The organism is Aeromonas sp. s5, from assembly GCF_040907865.1.
In the GTDB taxonomy this organism is placed as follows: domain Bacteria; phylum Pseudomonadota; class Gammaproteobacteria; order Enterobacterales; family Aeromonadaceae; genus Aeromonas; species Aeromonas dhakensis.
On record NZ_JBFOCO010000028.1, the window covers coordinates 13,133 to 35,106 of the forward strand.

General features: G+C 62.4%; 19 protein-coding genes, 1 tRNA gene and 1 pseudogene. 11 read left to right on the plus strand and 10 right to left on the minus strand.

All coding sequences use genetic code 11. The features are described from left to right. Positions 1-118 precede the first annotated feature (118 nt). Both AB5Y94_RS16500 and AB5Y94_RS16505 read left to right on the plus strand, forming a co-directional pair. The gene (locus tag AB5Y94_RS16500; RefSeq protein ID WP_005309503.1) at positions 119-1,438 is read left to right on the plus strand and encodes an anaerobic C4-dicarboxylate transporter; all 1,320 of its coding nucleotides are present in this window, start codon (positions 119-121) and stop codon (positions 1,436-1,438) included. A gap of 200 nt (positions 1,439-1,638) precedes the next feature. Then, positions 1,639-2,730, plus strand: a complete 1,092-nt coding sequence (locus AB5Y94_RS16505) for a porin (protein ID WP_368206187.1) — start codon at positions 1,639-1,641, stop codon at positions 2,728-2,730. A 61-nt stretch (positions 2,731-2,791) separates the two neighbouring features. On the opposite strand, the gene mdtH is transcribed toward AB5Y94_RS16505, so the two are convergent. Then, complete coding sequence (gene mdtH / locus AB5Y94_RS16510) at positions 2,792-3,985, minus strand: multidrug efflux MFS transporter MdtH (RefSeq protein ID WP_017785680.1); 1,194 nt, start codon at positions 3,983-3,985, stop codon at positions 2,792-2,794. Positions 3,986-4,194: 209 nt separating this feature from the next. On the opposite strand from mdtH, the gene AB5Y94_RS16515 reads away from it, so the two are divergent. Further along, entirely contained in the window at positions 4,195-5,094 is a 900-nt protein-coding gene (locus AB5Y94_RS16515) for a LysR family transcriptional regulator (protein WP_181969334.1), read from the plus strand. A gap of 52 nt (positions 5,095-5,146) precedes the next feature. Here the strand turns inward: AB5Y94_RS16515 and AB5Y94_RS16520 are convergent, their stop codons facing one another. Further along, a complete protein-coding gene (locus AB5Y94_RS16520; RefSeq protein ID WP_005309492.1) occupies positions 5,147-6,916 on the minus strand; it encodes a M4 family metallopeptidase in 1,770 nt (589 codons plus the stop codon). Positions 6,917-7,268: 352 nt separating this feature from the next. Here AB5Y94_RS16520 and AB5Y94_RS16525 point away from each other — a divergent pair, with 352 nt between their 5' ends. Both AB5Y94_RS16525 and rimJ read left to right on the plus strand, forming a co-directional pair. Then, on the plus strand, positions 7,269-7,823 hold the full coding sequence (locus tag AB5Y94_RS16525) for a GNAT family N-acetyltransferase (RefSeq protein ID WP_017764725.1): 555 nt from the start codon (positions 7,269-7,271) through the stop codon (positions 7,821-7,823). Continuing rightward, the gene (gene rimJ / locus AB5Y94_RS16530) at positions 7,823-8,374 is read left to right on the plus strand and encodes a ribosomal protein S5-alanine N-acetyltransferase (RefSeq protein WP_095592094.1); all 552 of its coding nucleotides are present in this window, start codon (positions 7,823-7,825) and stop codon (positions 8,372-8,374) included. Before AB5Y94_RS16525 ends, rimJ begins: the two co-directional genes overlap by 1 nt. Before the next feature lie 99 nt (positions 8,375-8,473). Here the strand turns inward: rimJ and AB5Y94_RS16535 are convergent, their stop codons facing one another. The 3 genes from AB5Y94_RS16535 to AB5Y94_RS16545 all read right to left on the minus strand — a co-directional run bounded on the left by AB5Y94_RS16535 (position 8,474) and on the right by AB5Y94_RS16545 (position 11,350). Then, positions 8,474-8,719, minus strand: coding sequence for a hypothetical protein (locus AB5Y94_RS16535; RefSeq protein ID WP_005309486.1), 246 nt, complete (start codon positions 8,717-8,719; stop codon positions 8,474-8,476). 309 nt (positions 8,720-9,028) lie between these two features. Beyond that, complete coding sequence (locus AB5Y94_RS16540; protein ID WP_368206188.1) at positions 9,029-10,078, minus strand: oxidoreductase; 1,050 nt, start codon at positions 10,076-10,078, stop codon at positions 9,029-9,031. Positions 10,079-10,186: 108 nt separating this feature from the next. Continuing rightward, a complete protein-coding gene (locus AB5Y94_RS16545; RefSeq protein ID WP_368206189.1) occupies positions 10,187-11,350 on the minus strand; it encodes a multidrug effflux MFS transporter in 1,164 nt (387 codons plus the stop codon). A 221-nt stretch (positions 11,351-11,571) separates the two neighbouring features. Here AB5Y94_RS16545 and rdgB point away from each other — a divergent pair, with 221 nt between their 5' ends. Then, positions 11,572-12,168: an RdgB/HAM1 family non-canonical purine NTP pyrophosphatase gene (rdgB, locus tag AB5Y94_RS16550; protein WP_005309479.1), complete on the plus strand. Its 597-nt coding sequence runs from the start codon at positions 11,572-11,574 to the stop codon at positions 12,166-12,168. A 133-nt stretch (positions 12,169-12,301) separates the two neighbouring features. Continuing rightward, positions 12,302-13,447 carry a radical SAM family heme chaperone HemW gene (gene hemW, locus AB5Y94_RS16555; RefSeq protein ID WP_368206190.1) on the plus strand — a complete coding sequence of 382 codons (1,146 nt, stop codon included), beginning with the start codon at positions 12,302-12,304 and terminating at the stop codon, positions 13,445-13,447. Between the two features lie 254 nt (positions 13,448-13,701). On the opposite strand, the gene AB5Y94_RS16560 is transcribed toward hemW, so the two are convergent. The 3 genes and pseudogenes from AB5Y94_RS16560 to zntR all read right to left on the minus strand — a co-directional run bounded on the left by AB5Y94_RS16560 (position 13,702) and on the right by zntR (position 15,037). Next, positions 13,702-13,920 carry an alternative ribosome-rescue factor A gene (locus tag AB5Y94_RS16560; RefSeq protein WP_054544161.1) on the minus strand — a complete coding sequence of 73 codons (219 nt, stop codon included), beginning with the start codon at positions 13,918-13,920 and terminating at the stop codon, positions 13,702-13,704. A gap of 135 nt (positions 13,921-14,055) precedes the next feature. Further along, positions 14,056-14,610 (minus strand): annotated as a pseudogene (locus AB5Y94_RS16565) (dihydrofolate reductase family protein). After that, on the minus strand, positions 14,600-15,037 hold the full coding sequence (gene zntR, locus AB5Y94_RS16570; protein WP_005309469.1) for a Zn(2+)-responsive transcriptional regulator: 438 nt from the start codon (positions 15,035-15,037) through the stop codon (positions 14,600-14,602). Before zntR ends, AB5Y94_RS16565 begins: the two are co-directional and overlap by 11 nt. A gap of 408 nt (positions 15,038-15,445) precedes the next feature. Here zntR and purH point away from each other — a divergent pair, with 408 nt between their 5' ends. The 4 genes from purH to AB5Y94_RS16590 all read left to right on the plus strand — a co-directional run bounded on the left by purH (position 15,446) and on the right by AB5Y94_RS16590 (position 19,615). Beyond that, on the plus strand, positions 15,446-17,038 hold the full coding sequence (gene purH / locus AB5Y94_RS16575; protein ID WP_368206191.1) for a bifunctional phosphoribosylaminoimidazolecarboxamide formyltransferase/IMP cyclohydrolase: 1,593 nt from the start codon (positions 15,446-15,448) through the stop codon (positions 17,036-17,038). Between the two features lie 110 nt (positions 17,039-17,148). Continuing rightward, positions 17,149-18,438 (plus strand): phosphoribosylamine--glycine ligase, encoded by a 1,290-nt coding sequence (gene purD / locus AB5Y94_RS16580; protein ID WP_024941404.1) that lies wholly within the window; start codon positions 17,149-17,151, stop codon positions 18,436-18,438. A gap of 255 nt (positions 18,439-18,693) precedes the next feature. Then, positions 18,694-19,068, plus strand: coding sequence for a cytochrome b562 (locus AB5Y94_RS16585; protein WP_368206192.1), 375 nt, complete (start codon positions 18,694-18,696; stop codon positions 19,066-19,068). Next, entirely contained in the window at positions 19,049-19,615 is a 567-nt protein-coding gene (locus AB5Y94_RS16590; protein ID WP_368206193.1) for a cytochrome b/b6 domain-containing protein, read from the plus strand. Before AB5Y94_RS16585 ends, AB5Y94_RS16590 begins: the two co-directional genes overlap by 20 nt. 67 nt (positions 19,616-19,682) lie before the next feature. Here AB5Y94_RS16590 and AB5Y94_RS16595 read toward each other — a convergent pair. Both AB5Y94_RS16595 and rpoD read right to left on the minus strand, forming a co-directional pair. After that, positions 19,683-19,759: transfer RNA gene (locus AB5Y94_RS16595), tRNA-Ile, on the minus strand. 193 nt (positions 19,760-19,952) lie between these two features. Beyond that, positions 19,953-21,848: an RNA polymerase sigma factor RpoD gene (gene rpoD / locus AB5Y94_RS16600; protein ID WP_368206198.1), complete on the minus strand. Its 1,896-nt coding sequence runs from the start codon at positions 21,846-21,848 to the stop codon at positions 19,953-19,955. Positions 21,849-21,974: the final 126 nt, after the last annotated feature.

Below are 21,974 nucleotides of genomic sequence, written 5' to 3' on the forward strand. Positions count from 1 at the left end.
TGGGCCGGGATCATCCCGGCCCATAGAGTCAGTTCCCGATAGGTCTTGCCCAGCCCCATCGGGAATTGGCTTTTCTGCCAAATAAAACCTAAAAAAACTGGAAAATGGAGTGTTCACTATGATTGGAATCGAGTTGCTCGTCGTGCTCGCCGCTATCTATCTGGGGGCCCGGATAGGCAGCATCGGCATCGGCTTTGCCGGTGGTTTGGGGGTACTGGTGCTGACCTGGGGCCTCGGGGTGCAGATCCCGAGTGATCAGCTGGTCACCTACATCCCCTGGGACGTGATCATGATCATCGCGTCCGTCATCTGCGCCATCGCCTGCATGCAGCTGGCCGGCGGGATGGACTACCTGGTGCACCTGGCCGAAAAAGCCCTGCGCAAGAACCCCAAATACATCACCTTCGCCGCCCCGGTCGTCACCTACCTGATGACCATGCTGGCCGGTACCGGTCACACCGCCTTCTCCACCCTGCCGGTGATCGCCGAAGTGGCCAAGGAGCAGGGAATCCGCCCCTCCCGTCCGCTCTCCATCGCGGTCGTCGCCTCCCAGATCGCCATCACCGCCTCGCCCATCTCCGCAGCCGTGGTCGCCTTCTCCGGCATGCTGGAGCCGTTCGGTGTTGACTACCTGACCCTGCTGGCCATCTGCATCCCGTCCACCTTCATCGCCTGCATCCTCGGTGCCTTCGTCGCCAACATGCTGGGCAAGCCGCTGGACCAGGACGAAGTCTACCTGGAGCGCAAGGCCAAGGGGCAGATCAAGCTGCGTGGTACCACCCAGCTCGAGATCAAACCCTACGCCAAGCTGTCGGTCTGGATCTTCATCGCCGCCATCGTGGCCGTGATGGCCTATGCCACCGCCATCTCCGGTAAAGTGGGCCTCATCACCAACCCGCCGATCCCCCGTGACGGCGCCATCATGGGCATCATGCTGGCCGCGGCCACCATCATGACTCTGGTGTGCAAACTGGACGTGACCCAGGTCACCAACATGCCGACCTTCAAGTCCGGTATGTCCGCCTGTATCTGCGTACTGGGTGTGGCCTGGCTCGGCAACGTCTTCGTGAAGGGCAACATGGATACCATCCAGCTCATCGCCGGCGACCTGCTGAACCAGTACTCCTGGCTGCTGGCCGTGGTGCTGTTCTTCGCCGCCATGCTGCTCTACTCACAAGGCGCCACCACCAAGGCCCTGATGCCGGCCGCCCTGGCACTGGGTGTCAGCCCGCTGACCGCCATCGCCTCCTTCGCCGCCGTGAGCGCCCTGTTCGTGCTGCCCACCTACCCGACCCTGCTGGCCGCGGTCGAGATGGACGACACCGGTTCCACCCGCATCGGCAAGGCGGTGTTCAACCACCCCTTCTTCGTACCGGGTGTGGCCACCATCGCCATCGCCGTGGCGCTCGGCTTCTTCTTCGGTGGCATGATGCTCTAAACAGCATTTAATTCCACAAATGTTCAAACGGCCCTCTCTGGGCCGTTTTTTATGCCTGCCTTTCTGGTCAAACCATTAATTAATCCTTGTCCGCTTCAGTTTCTATCAAGGTTCGCAGGGCTACTCTGGGCTATCGGAACAGAAACCGATCAACAGGGCCGAGCACAGGTCCGACAGTGTTTACACCAGAGGAACGAACAATGAAAAAAACAGCATTGACCATGGCCATCTCCAGCCTGCTGCTGGCCGGTGGTGCGCAAGCCGCGACCGTTTACAACCAGAACGACACCAAGCTCGACATCGGTGGTCGCGCCCAGGGCATGTACTACGGCACTGATGACAACGGTTCTGAAGGCGACGCCAGCTACCTGCGTCTGCACATCGCCGGCGAAACCAAGATTGCCCCCGAGATGCAGGCCTTCGGCTTTGCCGAGTACAACCTGCCGACCTCCGGCTCCGACAATGACGAGCTGCGTTATGCCTACGCCGGCATCAAGCACGATCGCTTCGGTGCCTTCAGCTACGGTCGTCAGGACGGCCTGTTCACCAAAGCCGTGAACAACTACACCGACGTGCTGCCCGAGTGGGGCGGTGACGGCCTGGGCAAGGACACCGAAGTGTTCGGCACCGGTCGTACCAATGGCCTGGCTCAGTACATCTACACCTATCAGGGCCTGACCCTGGGTGCCCAGTTCACCGGCAACAACGATCCGCAGAACGCCGATCGCTCCAACCTGACTGGCACCAACAGCACCTGGAATCCGAAGGGTTCCGCCGAAGGCTTCGCCGTGTCCGCCAACTATGACTTCGACATGGGCCTGAGCCTGGGTGCCGCCTACAACCAGGCCGGCAAGACCGACGAGCAGGCTGCCAACGCCTCCTTCGGTGGCGACAGCAACGCCAAACTGTACGGCGTGGGCGCCAAGTACGCCGTCGGCGACCTCTACCTGGCGGCCACCTACTCCCACGGTGAAGACCACATGTACGTCAGCACCTTCAACGGTTACGCCGAGAAGATGGATGGCTACGAAGCAGTGGCCCAGTATGCCTTCGGCAAGTTCAAGCCGTCCGTGGCCTACCTGCGTACCGACGTGAAGGACAACGCTCGCGGCATCGATGATACCGCCACCGAATACGTCTCCATCGGTGCCTGGTACAACTTCACCGACAACTTCAACGCCTACGTTGACTACAAGATCAACCTGCTGGACAACGTCAACGGCACCCACACCAACTCGCTGGGCAAGAACACCGACGACGTGGTCGCCGTGGCCCTGCAGTACAACTTCTAAGTCTTCCTGTAGCCTACTGTATTTTTTACCGGCCGCTTGCGGCCGGTTTTTTTATGCCCGTTCAGACGTTGACCCGCGCCAGACTCGACTCTCGATGAAAGCAGTTGGCCAGCAGCAGCAAGGTGGTCACACCCACTGTGCCCAGCACCAGCCAGGGCAACCAGGGCTGCCCCTGAGCCATGGCGTAGTCATGCAGGGCACCTCCCCCCACATACCCCGTCATGCCCCCCAGTGCCAGCCCCAGCCGGCTGAAGCCCATGTAGCTGCCGCGCGCCCCCGGCTGCGCCAGCTTGGTCATCAGGGTCTCCCGCGCCGGCTCGGCGATGACGATCCCCAGATAGAAGCAGGCCAGCAGCATGAACACCGCAGGCAGGGTGTTGGCAAAGGCCACCAGCCCGATGCCGGTGGTCATCAGCAGCACCCCGGCCATCAGCCGGCTCTCCAGCTTGAAGCGCCGCTCGCCATAGCGTGCCAGCGGATAGAGCAGCGCCAGCGAGATGGCGGTCTCCAGGGTATACATCCAGCCCACCGCCGTGGTACTGCCCGCCATCTGCTTGACCAGGATGGGGAAGATCAGCATCACCTGCACCCAGAGTGCGTAGTAGCCGCTCAGGATCAGTACCAGCCGGCAGAATGCCTTGTCGGCCAGCACCTGGCCGAGACCGGCGCGGATCGGGGTCGGTCGCACCGAGAGTTTGTAGGCAGGCAGGATCAGCAGGTTGCACAGGGCGGCGCAGACAAACAGGCCGGCCCCCAGCAGACAGACGTATTCGAAATCGAAGTTGAGCAGCCAGCTGCCGAGCAGGGCCCCCACCACGGCGCCGGCGCTCTCCAGCATCATCAGCAACGAGATGTAGCGACCCCGCTCCCGCGGCCGGGTGAACTTGATCACCAGCGCCGCCCGGGGCGGGTCGAACAGGCAGCCGCCGAGCCCCGAGATGATGCAGGAGAGGATCAGCTCAAGGCCGCTCTGGGCATAGGCCAGGCTGGCAAAACCCGCCGCCCGCAGCAGCATGCCGCCCACGATGAGCGGGCGCGCCCCGAACTTGTCCGCCAGCGAGCCCCCCAGAATGCCCAGCCCCTGCTGGGTCAGCTGACGCAACCCCAGCGCCAGCCCGACCACACCGGCCGCCCAGCCGAGCTGATCCACGAAGCGCAGGCTGATCATGGGCATCACCACGAAGAACCCCAGGATCACCAACAGGGAATCCAACGCCAAAAACCACCGCCCCAACCGCCTCGCCCGATCCACCATGACTACCCGTCCCCTGCTGCTCTGATGACATTCATATCGATTGCTGCTCGTCGCCCGAATGACGCCGTCACCAAACGGACTCAAGGTGCTGCAAACCCCTGAGCCGGTGTGGCAATATGCCAAAACACAACGATTGATACTGCTATTCTGGGAGGACGCCAGATATAGTGGTAGCCGACAACTGGCTATATTTCATATTGGATTATCTTATGGCTATGACCCTCGACGATCTGCAGTTGCTGCTGGATGTGGTCAATCGCGGCAGTTTCAGCAAGGCGGCGGCCGTGCGCGGCTGGTCGCAACCCATGGTGAGCCAGCGGATCGCCGTGCTGGAACAGGATCTGGGCCAGCCCCTGTTTCGCCGCCACCGGCGCGGCGCCACCCCCACCCCGGCCTGCGAGCAGTTCCTGCCCGCGGCAAGCGCGGCCCTCACCGCATTGGAAGGGGGCCGGCTGGCCATGCAGGGGGCACCAGCGCTGCCGCGCATCCGGCTCGCCTGCCTGCCCTCCCTGACGACAGTTGTGTTCGGCCCCCTGCTGCTGGCACTGGTCGACGAGACCTTCGAGATCCGCTGCAACACGGATCACTCCGGCATCATCATGCAGGAGCTGCTGACCGGCGAGACCGACGTCGGCTTCATCCTCAAGTGTCCGGCCATCGCCGGCATCCAGCTCGAGCTGCTCTACCGCTCCCCCATCATAGCGGTGGCCTGCGCCACCCATCCGCTGGCCGGGCGGCAGGGCCTGACCCTGCAGGACATCGCCAACGAGCGACTGGCGCCCCAACAGTGGGGCACCGGCTGCGACGAGCTGATCCTGCAGTTGCGTCTGCTGCGCCAGGTGGCGAGCCCGCTGCACGCCATCCAGCCCGCCAGCGCGGCGCGGGAGCTGGCGCTGGAACACGGCTTCATCACCCTGATGCCGGCGCTCGCCATCGCCAGGGATCTGGAATTTGGCCGGCTGGTGCAGCTGGACGTGGTGGATCTGCCGCCGGATCACTGGGACGTGATGATGGCCTGGCGCAGCGGCAAGCGCCCCAACCCCGCCAAGGAGCGGGTGCTGGAGGCAGCCCGCACCCTGGCCGCCCGCTGGGCGGGCAAACCCGCATAAAAAAAGCGCCGGACAAGTCCGGCGCTTCACTGTTGTCAACGGCCACTGATGATCAGTAGCTGGCCTTGAGGGTCACCCCGGAGAAGGCGCTGAAGGCGCTCAGCTGCACGTTCCAGGTCCCCGCCTTGGGCGAGTTCAGGGTGCAGGTCTCGGCGTTGCCGCTCTTGTAGGGGCGGCAGTCATAGCTGCTGCTGGTCGGCACGCTGCCGAACTTCACATAGAGGTCCGCATCGCCGGTACCGCCGCTGCTGGCGATCACCAGCTGGCTCTTGCCGGCCGGCACGTCGATGGTGAAGTTCAGCTTGCCACCCTTGGCGGCGGAGAGACCGGTCACCGGTACCCCGTTTTGCAGCACGCTGCCAGTGGGCGGAGTGGTGCCACCACAGGTGGCATTGACCCCGACCGTGGTAAAGGCGGCCGCCACGTCGGTCACGCTGTAACCGAGATCGGTCGCCGCCTTGGTCACGCCGCAGGCGCCCTGATCGAAGGTGGTGTTGGCGCCCCAGTAGAGACGGTTGGCCAGCACGAACACTTCGAAGGCCTTGCGGGTATTCCAGCCGCTGGTGTTGGCCAGCAGGTAGAAGGCGCGGTTGTAGACACCCGAGCTGTGGTGCACGTCAATGCCGTCATAGTAGTCGCTGGCGTGGCCGATGGAGCGGCCATCCCGGGTCGGATCCTCGAAGTAGCGCAGGGAGCCATTGCCCTTGAAGATCTGGGCGCCCACCAGCCAGTCATTGCTGCCCTTCATGTAGTTCTCGGCCGCTTCCCCCGCCATGTCGGAGAAGGCCTCGTTGATACCGCCCGACTGACCGGAGTAAACCAGCCCCGAGTTCTGCTCGGTAAAGCCGTGGCTCACCTCGTGGGCTGCCACGTCCAAGCTCACCAGCGGATAGAAGGTGGTGGCACCGTCACCGAAGGTCATCTGGCTGCCGTCCCAGAAGGCGTTCTCGTAGTTGCGGCTGTAGTGCACCCGCATCTTCAGCTTGAAGGTCAGCGGCGCCGTGTTGTACCAGTTGCGGTACATGTCGAACACCACGTTGCCGAAGTAGTGGGCATCGTTGAGGGGCGAGTAGGCACCGTTGATCTCCTTGACCGTGTTCTCCGGGCAGGTGAACTGGTGGATGGTGCCGCCCGTGGTGGCGTGATTCATGTTGAGGGTGTCGACGTTGGCACTGGTCATGCGGCAGTTGTCATCCACCTGCAGCGGGCCGAAGTCGGAGCCGTAGAAATATTTGCCGGTCTTGATGTTGCCGCCCGGGCCGGTGGCATCCTTGTGGTTGATCCCTTCCCAGCGCTTGAGCTCGTTGCCGGTCTGGGCATCGATCATCACGAAGGGACGGCTCGGCTCTTCGCTCGCAGCCAGCCAGGAGACCAGATAGACCAGCTTGGCCTGACCCGCGTCATCCTGCATCACGAACAGCTTGACCCGCTCGTTGCTGCCCTTGGCCCCGGCCCGCGCCTTGCTGGCGGCATCGGCCGGCGACAGGGCCGCGGTCGGGCTGGCCAGATCGGCATCGATCTGGCGCAGGATCTGGCCGGAGACCTGGCTGATCTGGCCACCGAGGGACTGCTCGGCCACCAGCACCTGACCCCAGACCGGGATACCGTGCCAGGTCTGCTCATAGCGCACCCGCTGCTGGCCGTTTGGCAGCTTGACTGCCCGCACCTGGCGGAACTCGCCATCCCCGGCCAGCGCGCTGACGCCGGCGGCACCGCTCGGTGCTCCCTGAATGCCGGCAACCTGATGTACGTCAACCTGTTCTGCAGCCAAGGCTGCGCTTCCCCAGCAGGCCAATACCACGGCCAAATAGACTTTGTTCATCCGTCTTTTCCTTAAGTCGATGAAGATTACACGCCGGGTCCGTTGCCCAGCGCTCCTACACTAGTTGGCGCGATCGGAATTGCTGCCTGTCATATGTGACAGCCCAGCATGAATCCATAGCAGAATCTGCTGTTGCCTGTTTTTGATAGCGTAAAGAGCCGAAAAAATGGCGAATAACACCAGGAAAGGCCGAACAATGACAAGGCGCCCCAATGGCGGTCGGAGCCGCCCCTCCATATGGGGATAGCGCAGCCTTGATAACGGCTGAAAGTCCTTGGCTAACAAGGGGTTGATTGGCTACATTGGCGGTTCGACGGCCCATTGCGGGCCCCTGCGGCAACGGGAGGTGCGGATGTTTTCATGGCAACTGGATGACGAGCTGGCGCTGCTGTTCCTGCAGCCCGACATGGCCAGCGAACTCTTTGCCCTCTGTCGGGAGAATCGCGACTACCTGACCCAGTGGCTGCCCTGGCCCCCCTACATTCAGCAACCCGCCGACAGCGCCACCTTCATCCGCCACGCCATCGAGAAGTTTGCCCGCGGCGAGGGGCTGACCACCGCCATCGAGTATCAGGGGGAGGTGGTCGGCGTCATCGGTTACAACCAGATCGACAAGGCACTGGCCAAGGTCAGCATCGGCTACTGGCTGGCCGAGCGCTGGCAGGGCAACGGCATCATCACCCGCGCCTGCCAGGCCCTGATCCATCACGCCTTCGAAGAGATGGGGATGGAGAAGGTGGAGATCAGCGCCGCCATCGACAACGAGCCCAGCCGGGCCGTCTGCGAGCGCCTCGGCATGCAGCAGGAGGGGATCACCCGCCGTGCCGAGCGGCTGGCCGACAGAGTCGTGGATCACGTTCACTACAGTCTGCTGCGCGACGAGTGGCTTGGGCAGAGGGATCACTGATGGCACTGCCACACCTGTGCACGCCCCGCAGCCGGCTCACCGTACTGCCCCCCGAGCGGGCCGATCTGATGCTGGATTTCTATCTGCGCAACCGCGCTCACCTCACCCCCTGGGAGCCCAGCCGGGACGAGAGCTTCTATACCCTGAGCCACTGGCACGGCCGACTGCGCGACAGCTACGGCCAGTTCTTCAACGGCAGCGGGGTGCACCTGGTGGCGCTCGAGCCGAATGGCGAGCAGGTGATCGCCACCTGCAACTTCACCAACATCCTGATGGGTGCCTTCAAGGCCTGCCACCTGGGCTACGCCATCGATCAGGCCCACCAGGGACAGGGGCTGATGCAGGAAATCGTCGGGGCCGGCATCGACTATCTGTTCAGGGAGCACGGCCTGCACCGCATCATGGCCAGCTACATGCCGGCCAATCAGCGCAGCGGCGCCCTGCTCGAGCGGCTCGGCTTCGAGCGGGAGGGGTACGCCAAAGACTACCTGATGATCAACGGCCGCTGGGAGGATCACATCCTCACCTCCCGCCTCAATCCGGCGTGCTAGCCGGCGAGTGTCCAGCCCAAGGCGGGGAGCTGGCCCGAGCGGACATAAAAAACGGGCCCGAAGTCACCTTCGGGCCCGTTCTTCAGATGAGGTGCAGGCTTAGTTGGCCTTGGCATCGCTCACTGCGGCTTCTGCCTTGGTGGCTACGTCAGCGGCAGCCTTCTCAACGGTTGCAGTCGCTTCGGAAGCAGCCTTCTCTACGGTAGAGGTGGCTTCGCTAGCGGCTTTCTCAACAGTTGCAGCAACGTCGGCGGCCGGAGTAGCGGCCGGTGCGGCGGCTTCTTCTTTCTGACCACAAGCGGTCAACATCAGACCCAGGATACCGGCTACCAGTACTTTGTTCATGTGCATACCCTCAGAAAAATATGGAGAGATGGTCGGTACAACCATCACAGTGCGTCCTTTCACCCGGCGAAAAAACCATATGCCGGGAGCCAAGAGGCGCGCGAAATATATCCCCATACGCGCCCAATGAAAACGAGTATCACAATGATATTTTCTCGTTGGTTGGATGAAAAGAACTACTACAGCGACAAACATTAATACAAAACACTGTAAACGGCGCAGTTTTGTACAATAAAACGCCGCTGGCCCCGTGATGGCTGGCAATAAACGGTTATTGCATGGTGCCGGCCATCACGCACATAGACCGCCTCAGTCAGACAGGATCTGACAAGCCAGGCGCTTACCCTCGCGAGCGCTGTCGCGGGCCAGGTCCAGCAGCGCCATCACCGCCAGCGCCTCGCCGGCCGGCACCGGGTTGTCGCCTTCCCCACGGATGGCGGCACAGACGCCGCGATAGTAGGCGCCGTAATCCCCCGCCTCGCCGGCCACGCTCTGCTGCTGCAGCTGACCATCGCGGATCCGGCTGAGCTGGCCGGGTTCGTTGTCCACCCCCCAGTCTGCCGCCGGCGGCCGCTTGCCGAGCTTGAGCTGCTCCTCCTGCACATCCATGCCGAACTTGATGAAGGAGCCCTCGCTGCCGTGGATGACGAAACGCGGCATGGTGGCCGACACCAGGCAGCTGCCGTGCAGCACGACCCGCATCTCGCCATAGCCGAGCACCACGTGGAAGTAGTCATCCGCCAGCGCGCCGGGGCGCTGCTGGGCCAGATCCGCCTGCAGCCAGTCCGGCTGACCGAACAGCTGCAGCGACTGATCGAGGATATGGGGGCCGAGATCAAACCAGAGGCCGGAGCCCGGGCCACCCGCCTCGCGCCAGCGCTGACGCACCTCGGGACGATAGCGATCAAAGTGGGACTCGAACTGGGCAACTTGCCCCAGCGCCCCCTCTGCCAGCAGGCGGCGCACGGTGAGAAAGTCACCGTCCCAGCGCCGGTTGTGGAAGATGCTGAGCAGGCGCTGCTGCTTCTGCGCCAGCTCCACCAGCGCCTTCGCCTCGGCCAGATCCAGGGCGAACGGCTTGTCGATCACCACGTGCTTGCCCGCCAACAGCGCCTCGCGGGCAATGGGGGCATGGGTGTCGTTGGGAGTGGCGATCACCACCAGATCGACCGAGGGATCAGCCAGCACCTCGGCCAGCGAACCGACCCGGCAGCCTGGCAGATCGCTCTGCACCCTGGCGGCATCGCGGCTCACCACCCAGCCGAGGGAGAGCCCGGGCGTGCTGGTCAGAAACGGGGCGTGAAAGGTTTGGCCTGCAAAGCCGTAGCCCACCAGGGCGGCATTGATTATGTGGCTCATCCGGTTTTCTCCACGGGTAGCTGTGTCATGAGATGCAGGCGAACCTTTGGCCTGCCAAAAGAGAAGGGGGCCCAAGGCCCCCTGAGTGTGCCCATCAGAGCACAGGATTTATTGCAAACACAAGCGCCGGCCCTGGCGGGTCATCAGCACCAGCAGCGGGGGCAGCAACAGCCACATGTGCAGCGCCAGCTGGTTCAGCGGGTCATGCATCAGCGCGCCGATAAAGCCCACCAGCGCACCGGAGCCACTCATCTGGAACAGGCCGAGCAGGGCGGCGGCGGTACCGGCGCAGTGACCGAATGGTGCCAGCGCCATGCCGGCGGCAGCGCCCAGGATCATGGCAAAGCCGATGCTGGAGAGGAACACCGGGCCCATCATGGCCAGCGGATGCGCGATGTGCATCGACAGGCTCAGGGAGATGGCGGAGAGCAGCAGCACCAGCAGACCGATGCGCAGGGTGCGTCTTGGCCCCACTCTGGCGATGAAACGGGGCGCCAGGAAGCAGGCCAGGATGTTGAGCGCCGCGTTGGCCGCAAACCAGTAGCTGAAGCCGCTCATGTCCAGCCCCAGCCTCACCATCAACTGCACCGGCGCCGCGGTGACATAGGCCAGGATCACCGCCATCGCCAGCATGCAGAGGGAGGCGTTGAACAGGAAGCTCGGGGAGCGCAGCACCGGGCTGTAGCGCGACCAGCTGATGAGCGGGCCGCCGCTGCGGGTCTCTTCCGGACGGGTTTCCGGCATCCGCCACAGCAGCCAGCTGCCAACCACGACGGCGTATCCGGCCATAAACCAGAAGTTGGCCGACCAGCCCGCCTTGGCGGTGAGCCAGCCACCGAGCAGGGGGGCCAGCGCCGGAATGAAACAGATGGCACCGTTCAGGTAGGAGATCATCTGACCGCTCTTCTTGGGGCCGTAGCTGTCACGTACCACCGAGAAGGCGGCCACCGAGGTGGCACAGGCGCCGAGGCCCTGCAGCACCCGCGCCAGCATCAGCTCGCCGAGGCTGGCGGCAAAACCGGCACCCAGGGCGCTCAGACCGTAGAGCAGCACGCCGCCGAGGGCGATGGGCTTGCGGCCGTAGCGGTCGGCCAGCGGCCCCACCAACAGTTGCCCCAGTCCCATGCTGAACAGGAACCAGGTAATGGTGCCCTGCATCAGGGTCACCTCGGCGCCCAGCTGCTCGGCCATCTGCGGAATGGCGGGCAGGTAGATGTCGATGGCCAGCGGACTGAACAGCACCAGGAGTACAAGCAGAAGAATCAATGGCATCAGTCACCTCGTGGCATGGGGAAATGGATTGGGGCGCGAGTCTACTGACTCACAGTAATGAATTGAAATGGTATTTAATCACTTCTGTTATTCCATTCAGGAAACATTCATTTTATCCACATCTTGCCATGACCCCGGCGAGGGTGATCCAGGGCAATTGGCGCTTTTCCTGGGCGCCAGCCCCGCATAGAATGCGCAGATTATTTTTGCGGAGGTGCTCGATGAACAAGCTTGTCCTGGCAACAGGGAACCAGAAAAAGGTGAAAGAATTGGCCGCCATGCTGGCCGATATGAAGATCCAGGTGATCCCACAGAGCGAGTTTGCGGTCTCCGATGCCGACGAGACCGGCACCACCTTCGTCGAGAATGCCATCATCAAGGCCCGCCACGCCGCCCGCGTCACCGGCCTGCCGGCGGTTGCCGACGACTCCGGCCTGGAAGTGGATCTGCTGCACGGCCGCCCCGGCGTCTACTCCGCCCGTTTTGCCGGCGCCGGTGCCAGCGACAAGGAGAACATCGACAAGCTGCTGGGCGAGCTGAAAGGGGCCCCCGAGTATCTCAAGAGCGCCCGCTTCTGGTGCGTGCTGGTCTACATGCGCCACGCCGACGATCCTACCCCCATCATCTGCCAGGCCAGCTGGGAGGGGATGATCATCGACGAGCCGCGCGGTCAGCACGGCTTTGGTTATGACCCTGTGTTCTTCGTGCCCGATCACGACTGCACCTCGGCCCAGATGCCGGCCGAGCTCAAGAACCAGCTCAGCCATCGCGGCCAGGCGCTGGCCAAGCTGAAAGCGGCCCTGGCGGCGGTCAACTAAAGCGCTGTCTCCCGCCGCGTTGTCATCTACAATGGGGGCCGTCGGCCCCCGTTTCGTTCGCGGCGCCCCGGCCCGTTGTCATCGACGACAAGGGCAACCCGACCCCTTTTGATTGTTGAATACTGGAAACCCCATGCTGCAACTGCCGCCCCTCTCCCTCTATATCCACGTGCCCTGGTGTGTCCAGAAGTGCCCCTACTGCGACTTCAACTCCCACGCCCAGAAGGGGGAGCTGCCCCACCTCGAGTATGTGGCCGCCCTGCTGGAGGATCTGGAGCAAGACCTGCACTGGGCTCAGGGGCGCTCCCTCTCCTCCATCTTTATCGGCGGCGGCACGCCGAGTCTGCTCTCCGTGGAAGCCATGCAAGCGCTGCTGGACGGGGTGCGCGCACGTATCGAACTCACTGCGGACTGCGAGATCACCATGGAGGCCAACCCGGGCACGGTGGAGGCGGACAAGTTCGCCGGCTTCCAGCGGGCCGGCATCAACCGCATCTCCATCGGGGTGCAGAGCTTCCAGCAGGAGAAGCTGACCCGCCTCGGCCGCATCCATGGCCCGGAAGAGGCGCGCAAGGCCGCCGAACTGGCTCACGCCATCAAGCTGCCCACCTTCAACCTGGATCTGATGCACGGCCTGCCGGATCAGAGCCTGGAGGACGCACTCTACGACCTGCAGCAGGCTATCGACTGCGCGCCACCGCACCTCTCCTGGTATCAGCTCACCATAGAGCCGAACACGGCGTTTGCCTCCAAGCCGCCCAAACTGCCGGAAGATGACACCCTGTGGGAGATCTACGAGCAGGGCCACGCCATGCTCACCGCCAAGGGCTATCAGCAGTACGAGATCTCGGCCTATGCCAAGGCGGGCTACCAGTGCCGCCACAATCTCAACTACTGGCGTTTCGGCGACTATCTGGGGATCGGCTGCGGCGCCCACGGCAAGGTGACGGATCTCGCCAACCAGCAGATCCTGCGCACCGCCAAGGTGAAGCATCCCAAGGGATATCTGGACCCGAGCCGCCCCTATCTGGACGAGCAGTGGCAAGTGAACGCGGACGATCTGCCGCTCGAGTACTTCATGAACCGGTTCAGATTGTTTGAACCGGCCCCCAAGGCGGAGTTCGAGGCCTACACCGGCCTTGAATTGGAGCGGGTAGAAACCATGCTGACCATCGCCCAGAGCAAGGAGCTTATCGAGGATCTCGGCGACAGCTGGCAGCTCACTCCCCTCGGCCATCGCTATCTCAACGTGCTGCTAGAGCTCTTTATGGACGAGTGAATACGGGTTCACTCTCTTGCGGCAAAAGAGTGAATCAGCACCAACGAATAGAAAAACAATCAGGGCGCCATTGGCGCCCTGATTGTTTTGGTTCCAAGAACCTGTTCACGGTCTGTCACGAGAGGCTGTCAGCAAGGTGAAGAGCAGCGCAGGAACCGGAGTGTGTAAGTACACATGAGGATTGCGAGCAGCACATGAGCCTTGATCACGGCCTCGCAGCAAGATCGTGGACAGGTGCCAAAGCAGAAACCCGGTCAACAGCAGACGCTTAGCATCTGCTGTTGACCGGGCTCCCACCGCTTTCCGTGCTTGGCCTTGCGCTGATAGCTGCCCTTGCCCTTCTTGCTCGGTTCGACCCGGGCCTGGAACAGGGGGGAGGTCACCAGTGCCTTGAGGTGGTTGTCCTGAATGATGCCGCGCTGATGTTCGCAGGCGGGTTCGGCGGTGACGGAAGTCACCTTCTTCTTGGCCATATCGGCTCCTTTGCGATGACTGACTCTAGTAAGCGATTGTTCAACGCCTGGCCGAAGTGGATCCCCCGGTGGCGAAAAACGCGCCGATTGTGCGCCTCCCCGAAGCCGAGTGCAAGCTGAGGGTGGTGCAAGGATTCACGCGGCGGGCGGCAAGGGTTCGGGCCGATAGACGACCCGCACCAGACCACTCGGCAGCAGAGTGCTGGAGACGGGGTTGAGGCCGCCGGGCAGGGCCCCGGCAAACAGCGGCACGCCGGCCCCCAGGGTGACCGGCACCCAGAACAGGGTCAGCTCGTCGACGACCCCGGCCTGCAACCCCTGGCGCACCAGATCGCCGCCGTCCAGGTAGAGGTGGCAGCTCCCCACCTGCCAAAGATCCCTGAGCACCTGCGCCAGCGCTCCCTGCCGAAAGGAGACATGCTCACGGGGAGCGGCGGGTCTGTGGGTCAATACCACCACCGGCTTGTCACCATAGAACCATTCGGGAAAGGCGTTCACAATGTCATAGGTGTTGCGCCCCATCAGCAGGGTATCAACACTCGCCATCAGCGCGCCGTAGCCGGTCTCTTCCTAGGAGTCGCCGTTGTAGGGTTCAAGCCAGGCCAGATCGCCCCCCTCTCCCGCAATGAAGCCATCGAGGGAGAGGGCGAGAAAGGCGGATACCCTGGGCCGGCGCAACTCAGTGCTCATGGTCGTGATGCTCGTGGCGGGAGGGAGCACCGGATTCCAGCGTCTCCAGGATGGCGCAGTGCTCCGCCGAGCGCGGGCCACCGCAGCAGATGTTGGAGAGCTCCCGCAGGTTGTCGCGAAAACGGGTCAGTTCGACGATCTTCTGCTCCACCTGTTCGAGCTTGGTGTCAGCCACCGCCTTCACCTCCTGGCAGGTGACCTTGGCCTTGTTGGTGTCGAGATCCAGCAGCTCGCCGATGTCGGCCAGCGAGAACCCTACCGACTTGGCGCGGATGATGAACTCCAGCCGCCGCTTGTCCTGCTCGCCATAGAGGCGATAGCCGGACTCGTTGCGAATGCCCGGCGAGATGAGACCGTTTTTCTCGTAAAAGCGCAGAGTATCCGCCTTCACCCCGCACGCCTTGGCCAGCTCCCCGATCCGATACATGCCTTTCTCCCTCCCAAATGAGTCAAGAACCACAACCGGCACCCACTATCGCCCCTTTGCCCGGCGATTGCCAGTCGGCAGCGGGAAAGAGGATGCGACCCCCCTTTTGCCATCAAGACACTGAAAAGACAAACGTTTCACAAAAAACCACCAGAAAACGTTTAACACCGCACCAGACAAGGCTTTGTCACTTTAAAAAATCCACCACGGGTCACATTTTTTGTGTAGAATACGCGCCCACAAGAGAGCGACGCGTCAAGCGGGTATTTCCTAAAACGCTTTTGCCTGGCGGCGGGTTTCAGGCGAGAGCGGTTTGCGAAATCCCCCACTTCCATTTATTTGGGGACTCTCTGTGTTGAGCCTCGCCTCCCATGGAACGGTCCCCGTTATGCTGAGGACGATAGTGTGATGGAACAAGCTCGACCCATTCGCCGTGCACTGCTGAGTGTGTCTGACAAGACTGGCATCGTGGAATTTGCCAAGGCACTCAACGAGCGCGGCGTGGCCCTGCTCTCCACCGGTGGTACCGCCAAGCTGCTGGCCGAGGCGGGTCTGCCGGTGACCGAGGTCTCCGACTACACCGGATTCCCCGAGATGATGGACGGCCGGGTCAAGACCCTGCATCCCAAGGTCCACGGCGGCATTCTCGGCCGTCGCGAGCAAGACGACGCCATCATGGCTCAGCACGCCATCTCCCCCATCGACATGGTCGTGGTCAACCTCTATCCCTTCGCCGCCACCGTCGCCAAACCCGATTGCACCCTGGCCGATGCGGTCGAGAACATCGACATCGGCGGCCCGACCATGGTTCGCTCCGCCGCCAAGAACCACAAAGATGTGGCCATCGTGGTCAAGGCTGCCGACTACGACCGCGTCATTCGCGAAATGGATGGCAACGGCAACAGCCTGAAACTGGCTACCCGCTTCGATCTGGCCATCGCCGCCTTCGAACACACCGCCGCCTACGACGGCATGATCGCCAACTACTTCGGCACCCTGGTTCCCTCTTACGGTGACAACAAGGAAGGTGACGAGGAGTCCCGCTTCCCGCGCACCTTCAACAGCCAGTTCATCAAGAAGCAAGACATGCGCTACGGCGAGAACAGCCACCAGGCCGCCGCCTTCTATGCCGAGGAGCAGACCGCACCGGGCTCGGTGGCGAGCGCCATCCAGCTGCAGGGCAAGGCCCTCTCCTACAACAACATCGCCGACACCGACGCGGCGCTGGAGTGCGTCAAAGAGTTCGACCAGCCGGCCTGCGTCATCGTCAAGCACGCCAATCCGTGCGGCGTGGCCATCGGCAGCGACCTGCTGAGTGCCTACGAGCACGCCTGGCAGACCGACCCCACCTCCGCCTTTGGCGGCATCATCGCCTTCAACCGTGAACTGGATGGCGCCACCGCCAAGGCCATCGTCGAGCGTCAGTTCGTCGAGGTGATCATCGCCCCCACCGTGAGCCAGGAGGCTCGCGACGCGGTCGCCGCCAAGCAGAACGTGCGGCTGCTCGAGTGCGGCCAATGGACCGCGCCGGCACAAGGCTTTGACTTCAAGCGCGTCAACGGCGGCCTGCTGGTGCAGGAGCGCGACCTTGGCATGGTGACCCTGGGGGATCTGACCGTGGTCAGCAAGCGCCAGCCCACCGAAGCTGAGCTAAGCGACCTGCTGTTCTGCTGGAAAGTGGCCAAGTTCGTCAAATCCAACGCCATCGTCTACGCCAAAGACGGCCAGACCATCGGTGTGGGCGCCGGCCAGATGAGCCGCGTCTACTCGGCCAAGATTGCCGGCATCAAGGCCGAGGATGAAGGGCTGACCGTGGCGGGCTCCGTCATGGCCTCCGACGCCTTCTTCCCGTTCCGCGACGGCATCGACGCCGCGGCCGCCGCCGGTATCTCCTGCGTCATCCAGCCCGGTGGCTCGATGCGCGATCAGGAGGTGATCGACGCCGCCGACGAACACGGCATGTGCATGCTGTTCACCAACATGCGCCACTTCCGTCACTGATGGATCAGGGCCGCCGCCGGCGGCCCTTTTGTTGTCTCTTTTCACCTGGCTATTTTCACCGGCGCAGGCCCCAGGCCCGCCCGTGACCACGAATAGAAGCGAGCGATACGATGAAAGTACTGATCATTGGCAACGGCGGCCGTGAACACGCCCTGGCCTGGAAGGCCAAGCAATCTCCCCTGGTGACCCGGGTCTTCGTCGCCCCCGGCAATGCCGGCACCGCCCACGAAGGGAGCATCGAGAACGTGGCCATCTCGGCTACCGACATCCCGGCCCTGCTGGCGTTTGCCAAGGAGCAGCGCATCGGTCTGACCATCGTCGGGCCGGAAGCACCGCTGGTGAAAGGGGTGGTCGATGCGTTCCGCGCCGAGGGGCTGGCCATCTTCGGCCCGACTGCCGCCGCCGCCCAGCTGGAGGGCTCCAAGGCCTTTGCCAAGGATTTTCTGGCCCGTCACGCCATCCCGACCGCCGAGTACCAGAACTTCACCGAGGTGGAGCCGGCCCTGGCCTACCTGCGCGAGAAGGGCGCGCCCATCGTCATCAAGGCTGACGGCCTGGCCGCCGGCAAGGGGGTCATCGTTGCCATGACCCTGAGCGAGGCCGAAGAGGCGGTGCGCGACATGCTCTCCGGCAACGCCTTTGGTGACGCCGGGGCCCGGGTGGTGATCGAGGAGTTCCTCGAGGGGGAAGAAGCTAGCTTCATCGTCATGGTGGACGGCGAGCACGTGCTGCCGATGGCCACCAGTCAGGACCACAAGCGGGTCGGCGATGGCGATACCGGCCTCAACACCGGCGGCATGGGGGCTTACTCCCCCGCCCCCGTGGTCACCGACGAGGTGCATCGCAAGGTGATGGAGCGGGTGATCATGCCGACGGTGCGTGGCATGGCAGCCGAAGGCAACGTCTATACCGGCTTCCTCTACGCCGGTCTGATGATCGATGGCCAGGGCAACCCCAAGGTGATCGAGTTCAACTGCCGCTTCGGCGATCCCGAGACCCAGCCCATCATGCTGCGCATGCGCTCCGATCTGGTGGAGCTCTGCCTGGCGGCCTGTGCCGGCAAGCTGGATCAGGTCGAGGCCATCTATGACACCCGCGTCGCCATCGGCGTGGTGCTGGCCGCCGGCGGTTATCCCGGCGACTACCAGCAGGGTAAGCCCATCAGCGGCCTACCGGTGGAAGAGGCGAGCGGCGAGAAGGTATTCCACGCCGGCTCCCGCATGGAAGGCGACACCGTGGTCACCGCCGGGGGGCGCGTACTGTGCGCCACGGCCCTCGGCCACACGGTCGCCGAGGCGCAGCAGCGGGCCTATCAGCTGGCCGGGCGCATCAAATGGGACGGCGTCTTCTACCGCAACGACATCGGCTGGCGCGCCATCGAGCGTGAACAGCAGCAGTAATGAACAGGGCCCGCAAGGGCCCTCTCTTTAGCTTGCCCTCGGCCAGCCTGGCAGCATGGATCATATGGCATGGTTCGATCGACTCAACATCCTCCTTGCATCTCCCCTCTCCCTGTTACCCTTTGTGACAAAAAACAGCAATATTCACAAACAGTTCACGTACTGTCATGGCATCATGCCTGTGATGAATCCAGATAAGGGTTCATAAGAAGCCACATAGAATCTATAAGCATGTCGTCTAAATAAGGAAATCCCATGTTGAAAACTGTTCGCCCCCTGTTGCTGCCCCTGATGTTTGGCCTGATGACCCTGCCCGCCATGGCCGGTGAGCTGGAGCAGCCGATGAAGAAGATCGGCTTCAACTACAAGCAGGCGGTCAAGGCCGAGGATGCCGCCACCATGGAGAAGTACATCAACGAGATGAAGGCACAGTTCGACATCGCCAAGCAGAAGAACATGCCGGCCGCCAAGAAAGAGAAGTTCCTGGAAGGCATGAACGAAGTGCAGACCGAACTGGACGCCAGCCTGGCGGCTCTCAAGGCGGGTGACGAAGCCAAGGCCCGCGAGCACCTGACCAAGGTCAACGACCTGAAGAAGGAGTACCACAAATATGCCAAACAAAAAGGCTGATCCCTTCCACTGGGATAGTCTGGTCCGCCTCACCCACTGGGGTGTGGCGGCCATCTGTGTCGGCAACCTCTGGCTCAACGAGGCGGGCGAGGAGTGGCACGAGCGGCTGGGTTACCTGGCCATCGCCCTGATCAGCCTGCGCCTGGCGTGGGGGCTCTCGTTTGCCAAGGGTCATGCCCGGTTGCGAGCCCTCATCCCAAGCCGGGAAGATTTTCGCCAGCAAGCGGTGGAGCTGCGCGAGCGCACGCCACCGGCCCCCGGCCACCACGGCAGTGGCAAGCTGGCGGTATGGACGCTCTGGCTGCTGATCCTCGCCACCGCCGGCACCGGCTGGTTCCAGAATACCGAGATGGGGTTCGAACTGGGGGCTGACGACTGGCACGTCTGGTGCACCTGGGCCCTGCAGGGGATGATAGCGCTGCACCTGCTGGCCATCCTGTTCACCTCCTGGCGCCAGCGCAGCAATCTGGTAAGGCGCATGTTGCCCGCTCGGCGACGCCCAAGCGCCCCCGAGCAGGCCCCCATCCAGCAGGATCAGGGCTCCTGACCCAGTTTGAGGCGAAACGCCAGAAAGCAAAAAGGCCGCTCATGATGAGCGGCCTTTTTAGGAAATTTGGTGGCCCCTGCCCGACTTGAACGGGCGACCAATCGATTATGAGTCGACTGCTCTAACCAACTGAGCTAAGGGGCCGAAATGTGCTTTTGCGGCGTGGATTATAGGGGATGTCCGTTAACCAGTCCATAGGCATATCAACCACTTGGCGAGATTTCATCCATATTCAAGCGGTTCCGTGGTTCATCGTCAGCGCCCCATCGCCACGAATAAAACAAAGCCCCGCATGGCGGGGCTTTTGGGCTGCGGTTCCGGGTTGGAACGTCCGGGATTATTCGTCCAGGAAGCTGCGCAGTACTTCAGAGCGGCTCGGATGGCGCAGCTTGCGCAGCGCCTTGGCTTCGATCTGGCGGATACGCTCACGGGTCACGTCGAACTGCTTGCCCACTTCCTCGAGGGTGTGGTCGGTGTTCATGTCGATACCGAAACGCATGCGCAGTACCTTGGCTTCACGAGCGGTCAGGCCGGCCAGCACTTCACGGGTCGCGTTGCGCAGGCTCTCGCTGGTGGCCGCATCGGCCGGCAGGGCGAGGGTGGTATCCTCGATGAAGTCACCCAAGTGGGAGTCTTCGTCATCACCGATGGGGGTCTCCATGGAGATGGGCTCTTTGGCGATCTTCAATACCTTGCGGATCTTGTCTTCCGGCATGCCCATGCGCATGGCCAGCTCTTCCGGGTTCGGTTCACGACCCATCTCCTGCAGCATCTGACGGGAGATACGGTTGAGCTTGTTGATGGTCTCGATCATGTGCACCGGGATACGGATGGTACGGGCCTGATCCGCGATGGAGCGGGTGATGGCCTGACGGATCCACCAGGTGGCATAGGTCGAGAACTTGTAGCCGCGACGGTATTCGAACTTGTCGACCGCCTTCATCAGGCCGATGTTGCCCTCCTGGATCAGATCCAGGAACTGCAGGCCACGGTTGGTGTACTTCTTGGCGATGGAGATAACCAGACGCAGGTTGGCCTCCACCATCTCTTTCTTGGCACGGCGAGCCTTGGCTTCACCGATACTCATGCGACGGTTGATGTCCTTGATCTGGGCGATGGACAGACCGGTCTCTTCCTCGATCTGCTGCAGCTTGCCGATGGCGCGCAGCACGTCTTCGTCCATCTCCACCAGACGCGGTGACCATGCCTTGCCGGCCTGCTTCTGGTATTCGAACCAGGCAGTTTCGCACTCGTTGTTGGTGAAGGCCGCGACGAAGGTCTTCTTCGGCATCTTGGCCTGCTCAACGCAGAGTTTCATGATGATGCGTTCCTGCACGCGGACCCGCTCCATCATCTCGCGCATGTTGTTGACCAAGCGATCGAACTGCTTGGGCATCAGGCGGAATTGACGGAACACATCGGCCAGCTGGGCGATGGCATTCTGGGTATCTTCGTGCGCGCGGCCATTCTGCTGAATGGAGAGGCGGGTTACCTCATACTGGGCGCGCAGCTCACCGAACTTCTCGCGAGCAACTTCCGGATCCGGACCACCGTCGCCATCATCGTCGGAGTCATCACCATCACCGTCTTCGTCTTCGTCTTCGTCTTCATCCTCGTCAGCCAGATCTTCCTCGCTGAGCTCGGAGCCGATGTGGGTGGCGGTCGGAGCGACGTCGTCGCTCTCGTTGGGATCGATGAAGCCGGAGATGATGTCGGACAGGCGCAGCTGTTCGGCTTCATACTTGTCGTACTGTTCAAGCAGATAGGTAATCGCTTCCGGGTACTCGGCAACGGAACTTTGTACCTGGTTGATACCGTCTTCGATCCGCTTGGCGATATCGATTTCGCCTTCGCGGGTCAGCAGTTCGACGGTACCCATTTCCCGCATGTACATGCGGACGGGATCGGTCGTGCGACCAATCTCGGATTCAACAGATGCCAGAGCCTGGGCCGCTGCTTCGGCAGCGTCCTCATCGGCGGTACCACCTTCAGCCATGATAAGATCATCGGCATCCGGGGCGTTCTCCACCACCTGGATACCCATGTCGTTGATCATCTGGATGATGTCTTCGATCTGGTCAGAGTCGACAATGTCTTGCGGGAGGTGATCGTTCACCTCGGCATAGGTCAGGTAGCCCTGTTCTTTACCTTTGGCAACGAGGAGTTTAAGCTGAGACTGCGGGGTTTGCTCCATAGAACTCATCCGGTTGGTGTTGCTAGGTTGCGCGTACAGTGCGCTGCTGCGCAAATAGCCAATTCTAATAGAAAACCGCCAGACATGCTATGTCTGGTTGCGGCGTCGGTCATGAGAAACCCCTGCCCGCAGTATTGTCGGGGCCAGGCGGTTATAAAATGTTTG

Coding starts and splice junctions, on each gene's coding strand:
- AB5Y94_RS16500 (WP_005309503.1), top strand. CDS start 119: ATGATTGGAATCGAGTTGCTCGTCGTGCTCGCCGCTATCTATCTGGGG.
- AB5Y94_RS16505 (WP_368206187.1), top strand. CDS start 1,639: ATGAAAAAAACAGCATTGACCATGGCCATCTCCAGCCTGCTGCTGGCC.
- mdtH (WP_017785680.1), bottom strand. CDS start 3,985: ATGGTGGATCGGGCGAGGCGGTTGGGGCGGTGGTTTTTGGCGTTGGAT.
- AB5Y94_RS16515 (WP_181969334.1), top strand. CDS start 4,195: ATGGCTATGACCCTCGACGATCTGCAGTTGCTGCTGGATGTGGTCAAT.
- AB5Y94_RS16520 (WP_005309492.1), bottom strand. CDS start 6,916: ATGAACAAAGTCTATTTGGCCGTGGTATTGGCCTGCTGGGGAAGCGCA.
- AB5Y94_RS16525 (WP_017764725.1), top strand. CDS start 7,269: ATGTTTTCATGGCAACTGGATGACGAGCTGGCGCTGCTGTTCCTGCAG.
- rimJ (WP_095592094.1), top strand. CDS start 7,823: ATGGCACTGCCACACCTGTGCACGCCCCGCAGCCGGCTCACCGTACTG.
- AB5Y94_RS16535 (WP_005309486.1), bottom strand. CDS start 8,719: ATGAACAAAGTACTGGTAGCCGGTATCCTGGGTCTGATGTTGACCGCT.
- AB5Y94_RS16540 (WP_368206188.1), bottom strand. CDS start 10,078: ATGAGCCACATAATCAATGCCGCCCTGGTGGGCTACGGCTTTGCAGGC.
- AB5Y94_RS16545 (WP_368206189.1), bottom strand. CDS start 11,350: ATGCCATTGATTCTTCTGCTTGTACTCCTGGTGCTGTTCAGTCCGCTG.
- rdgB (WP_005309479.1), top strand. CDS start 11,572: ATGAACAAGCTTGTCCTGGCAACAGGGAACCAGAAAAAGGTGAAAGAA.
- hemW (WP_368206190.1), top strand. CDS start 12,302: ATGCTGCAACTGCCGCCCCTCTCCCTCTATATCCACGTGCCCTGGTGT.
- AB5Y94_RS16560 (WP_054544161.1), bottom strand. CDS start 13,920: ATGGCCAAGAAGAAGGTGACTTCCGTCACCGCCGAACCCGCCTGCGAA.
- zntR (WP_005309469.1), bottom strand. CDS start 15,037: ATGTATCGGATCGGGGAGCTGGCCAAGGCGTGCGGGGTGAAGGCGGAT.
- purH (WP_368206191.1), top strand. CDS start 15,446: ATGGAACAAGCTCGACCCATTCGCCGTGCACTGCTGAGTGTGTCTGAC.
- purD (WP_024941404.1), top strand. CDS start 17,149: ATGAAAGTACTGATCATTGGCAACGGCGGCCGTGAACACGCCCTGGCC.
- AB5Y94_RS16585 (WP_368206192.1), top strand. CDS start 18,694: ATGTTGAAAACTGTTCGCCCCCTGTTGCTGCCCCTGATGTTTGGCCTG.
- AB5Y94_RS16590 (WP_368206193.1), top strand. CDS start 19,049: ATGCCAAACAAAAAGGCTGATCCCTTCCACTGGGATAGTCTGGTCCGC.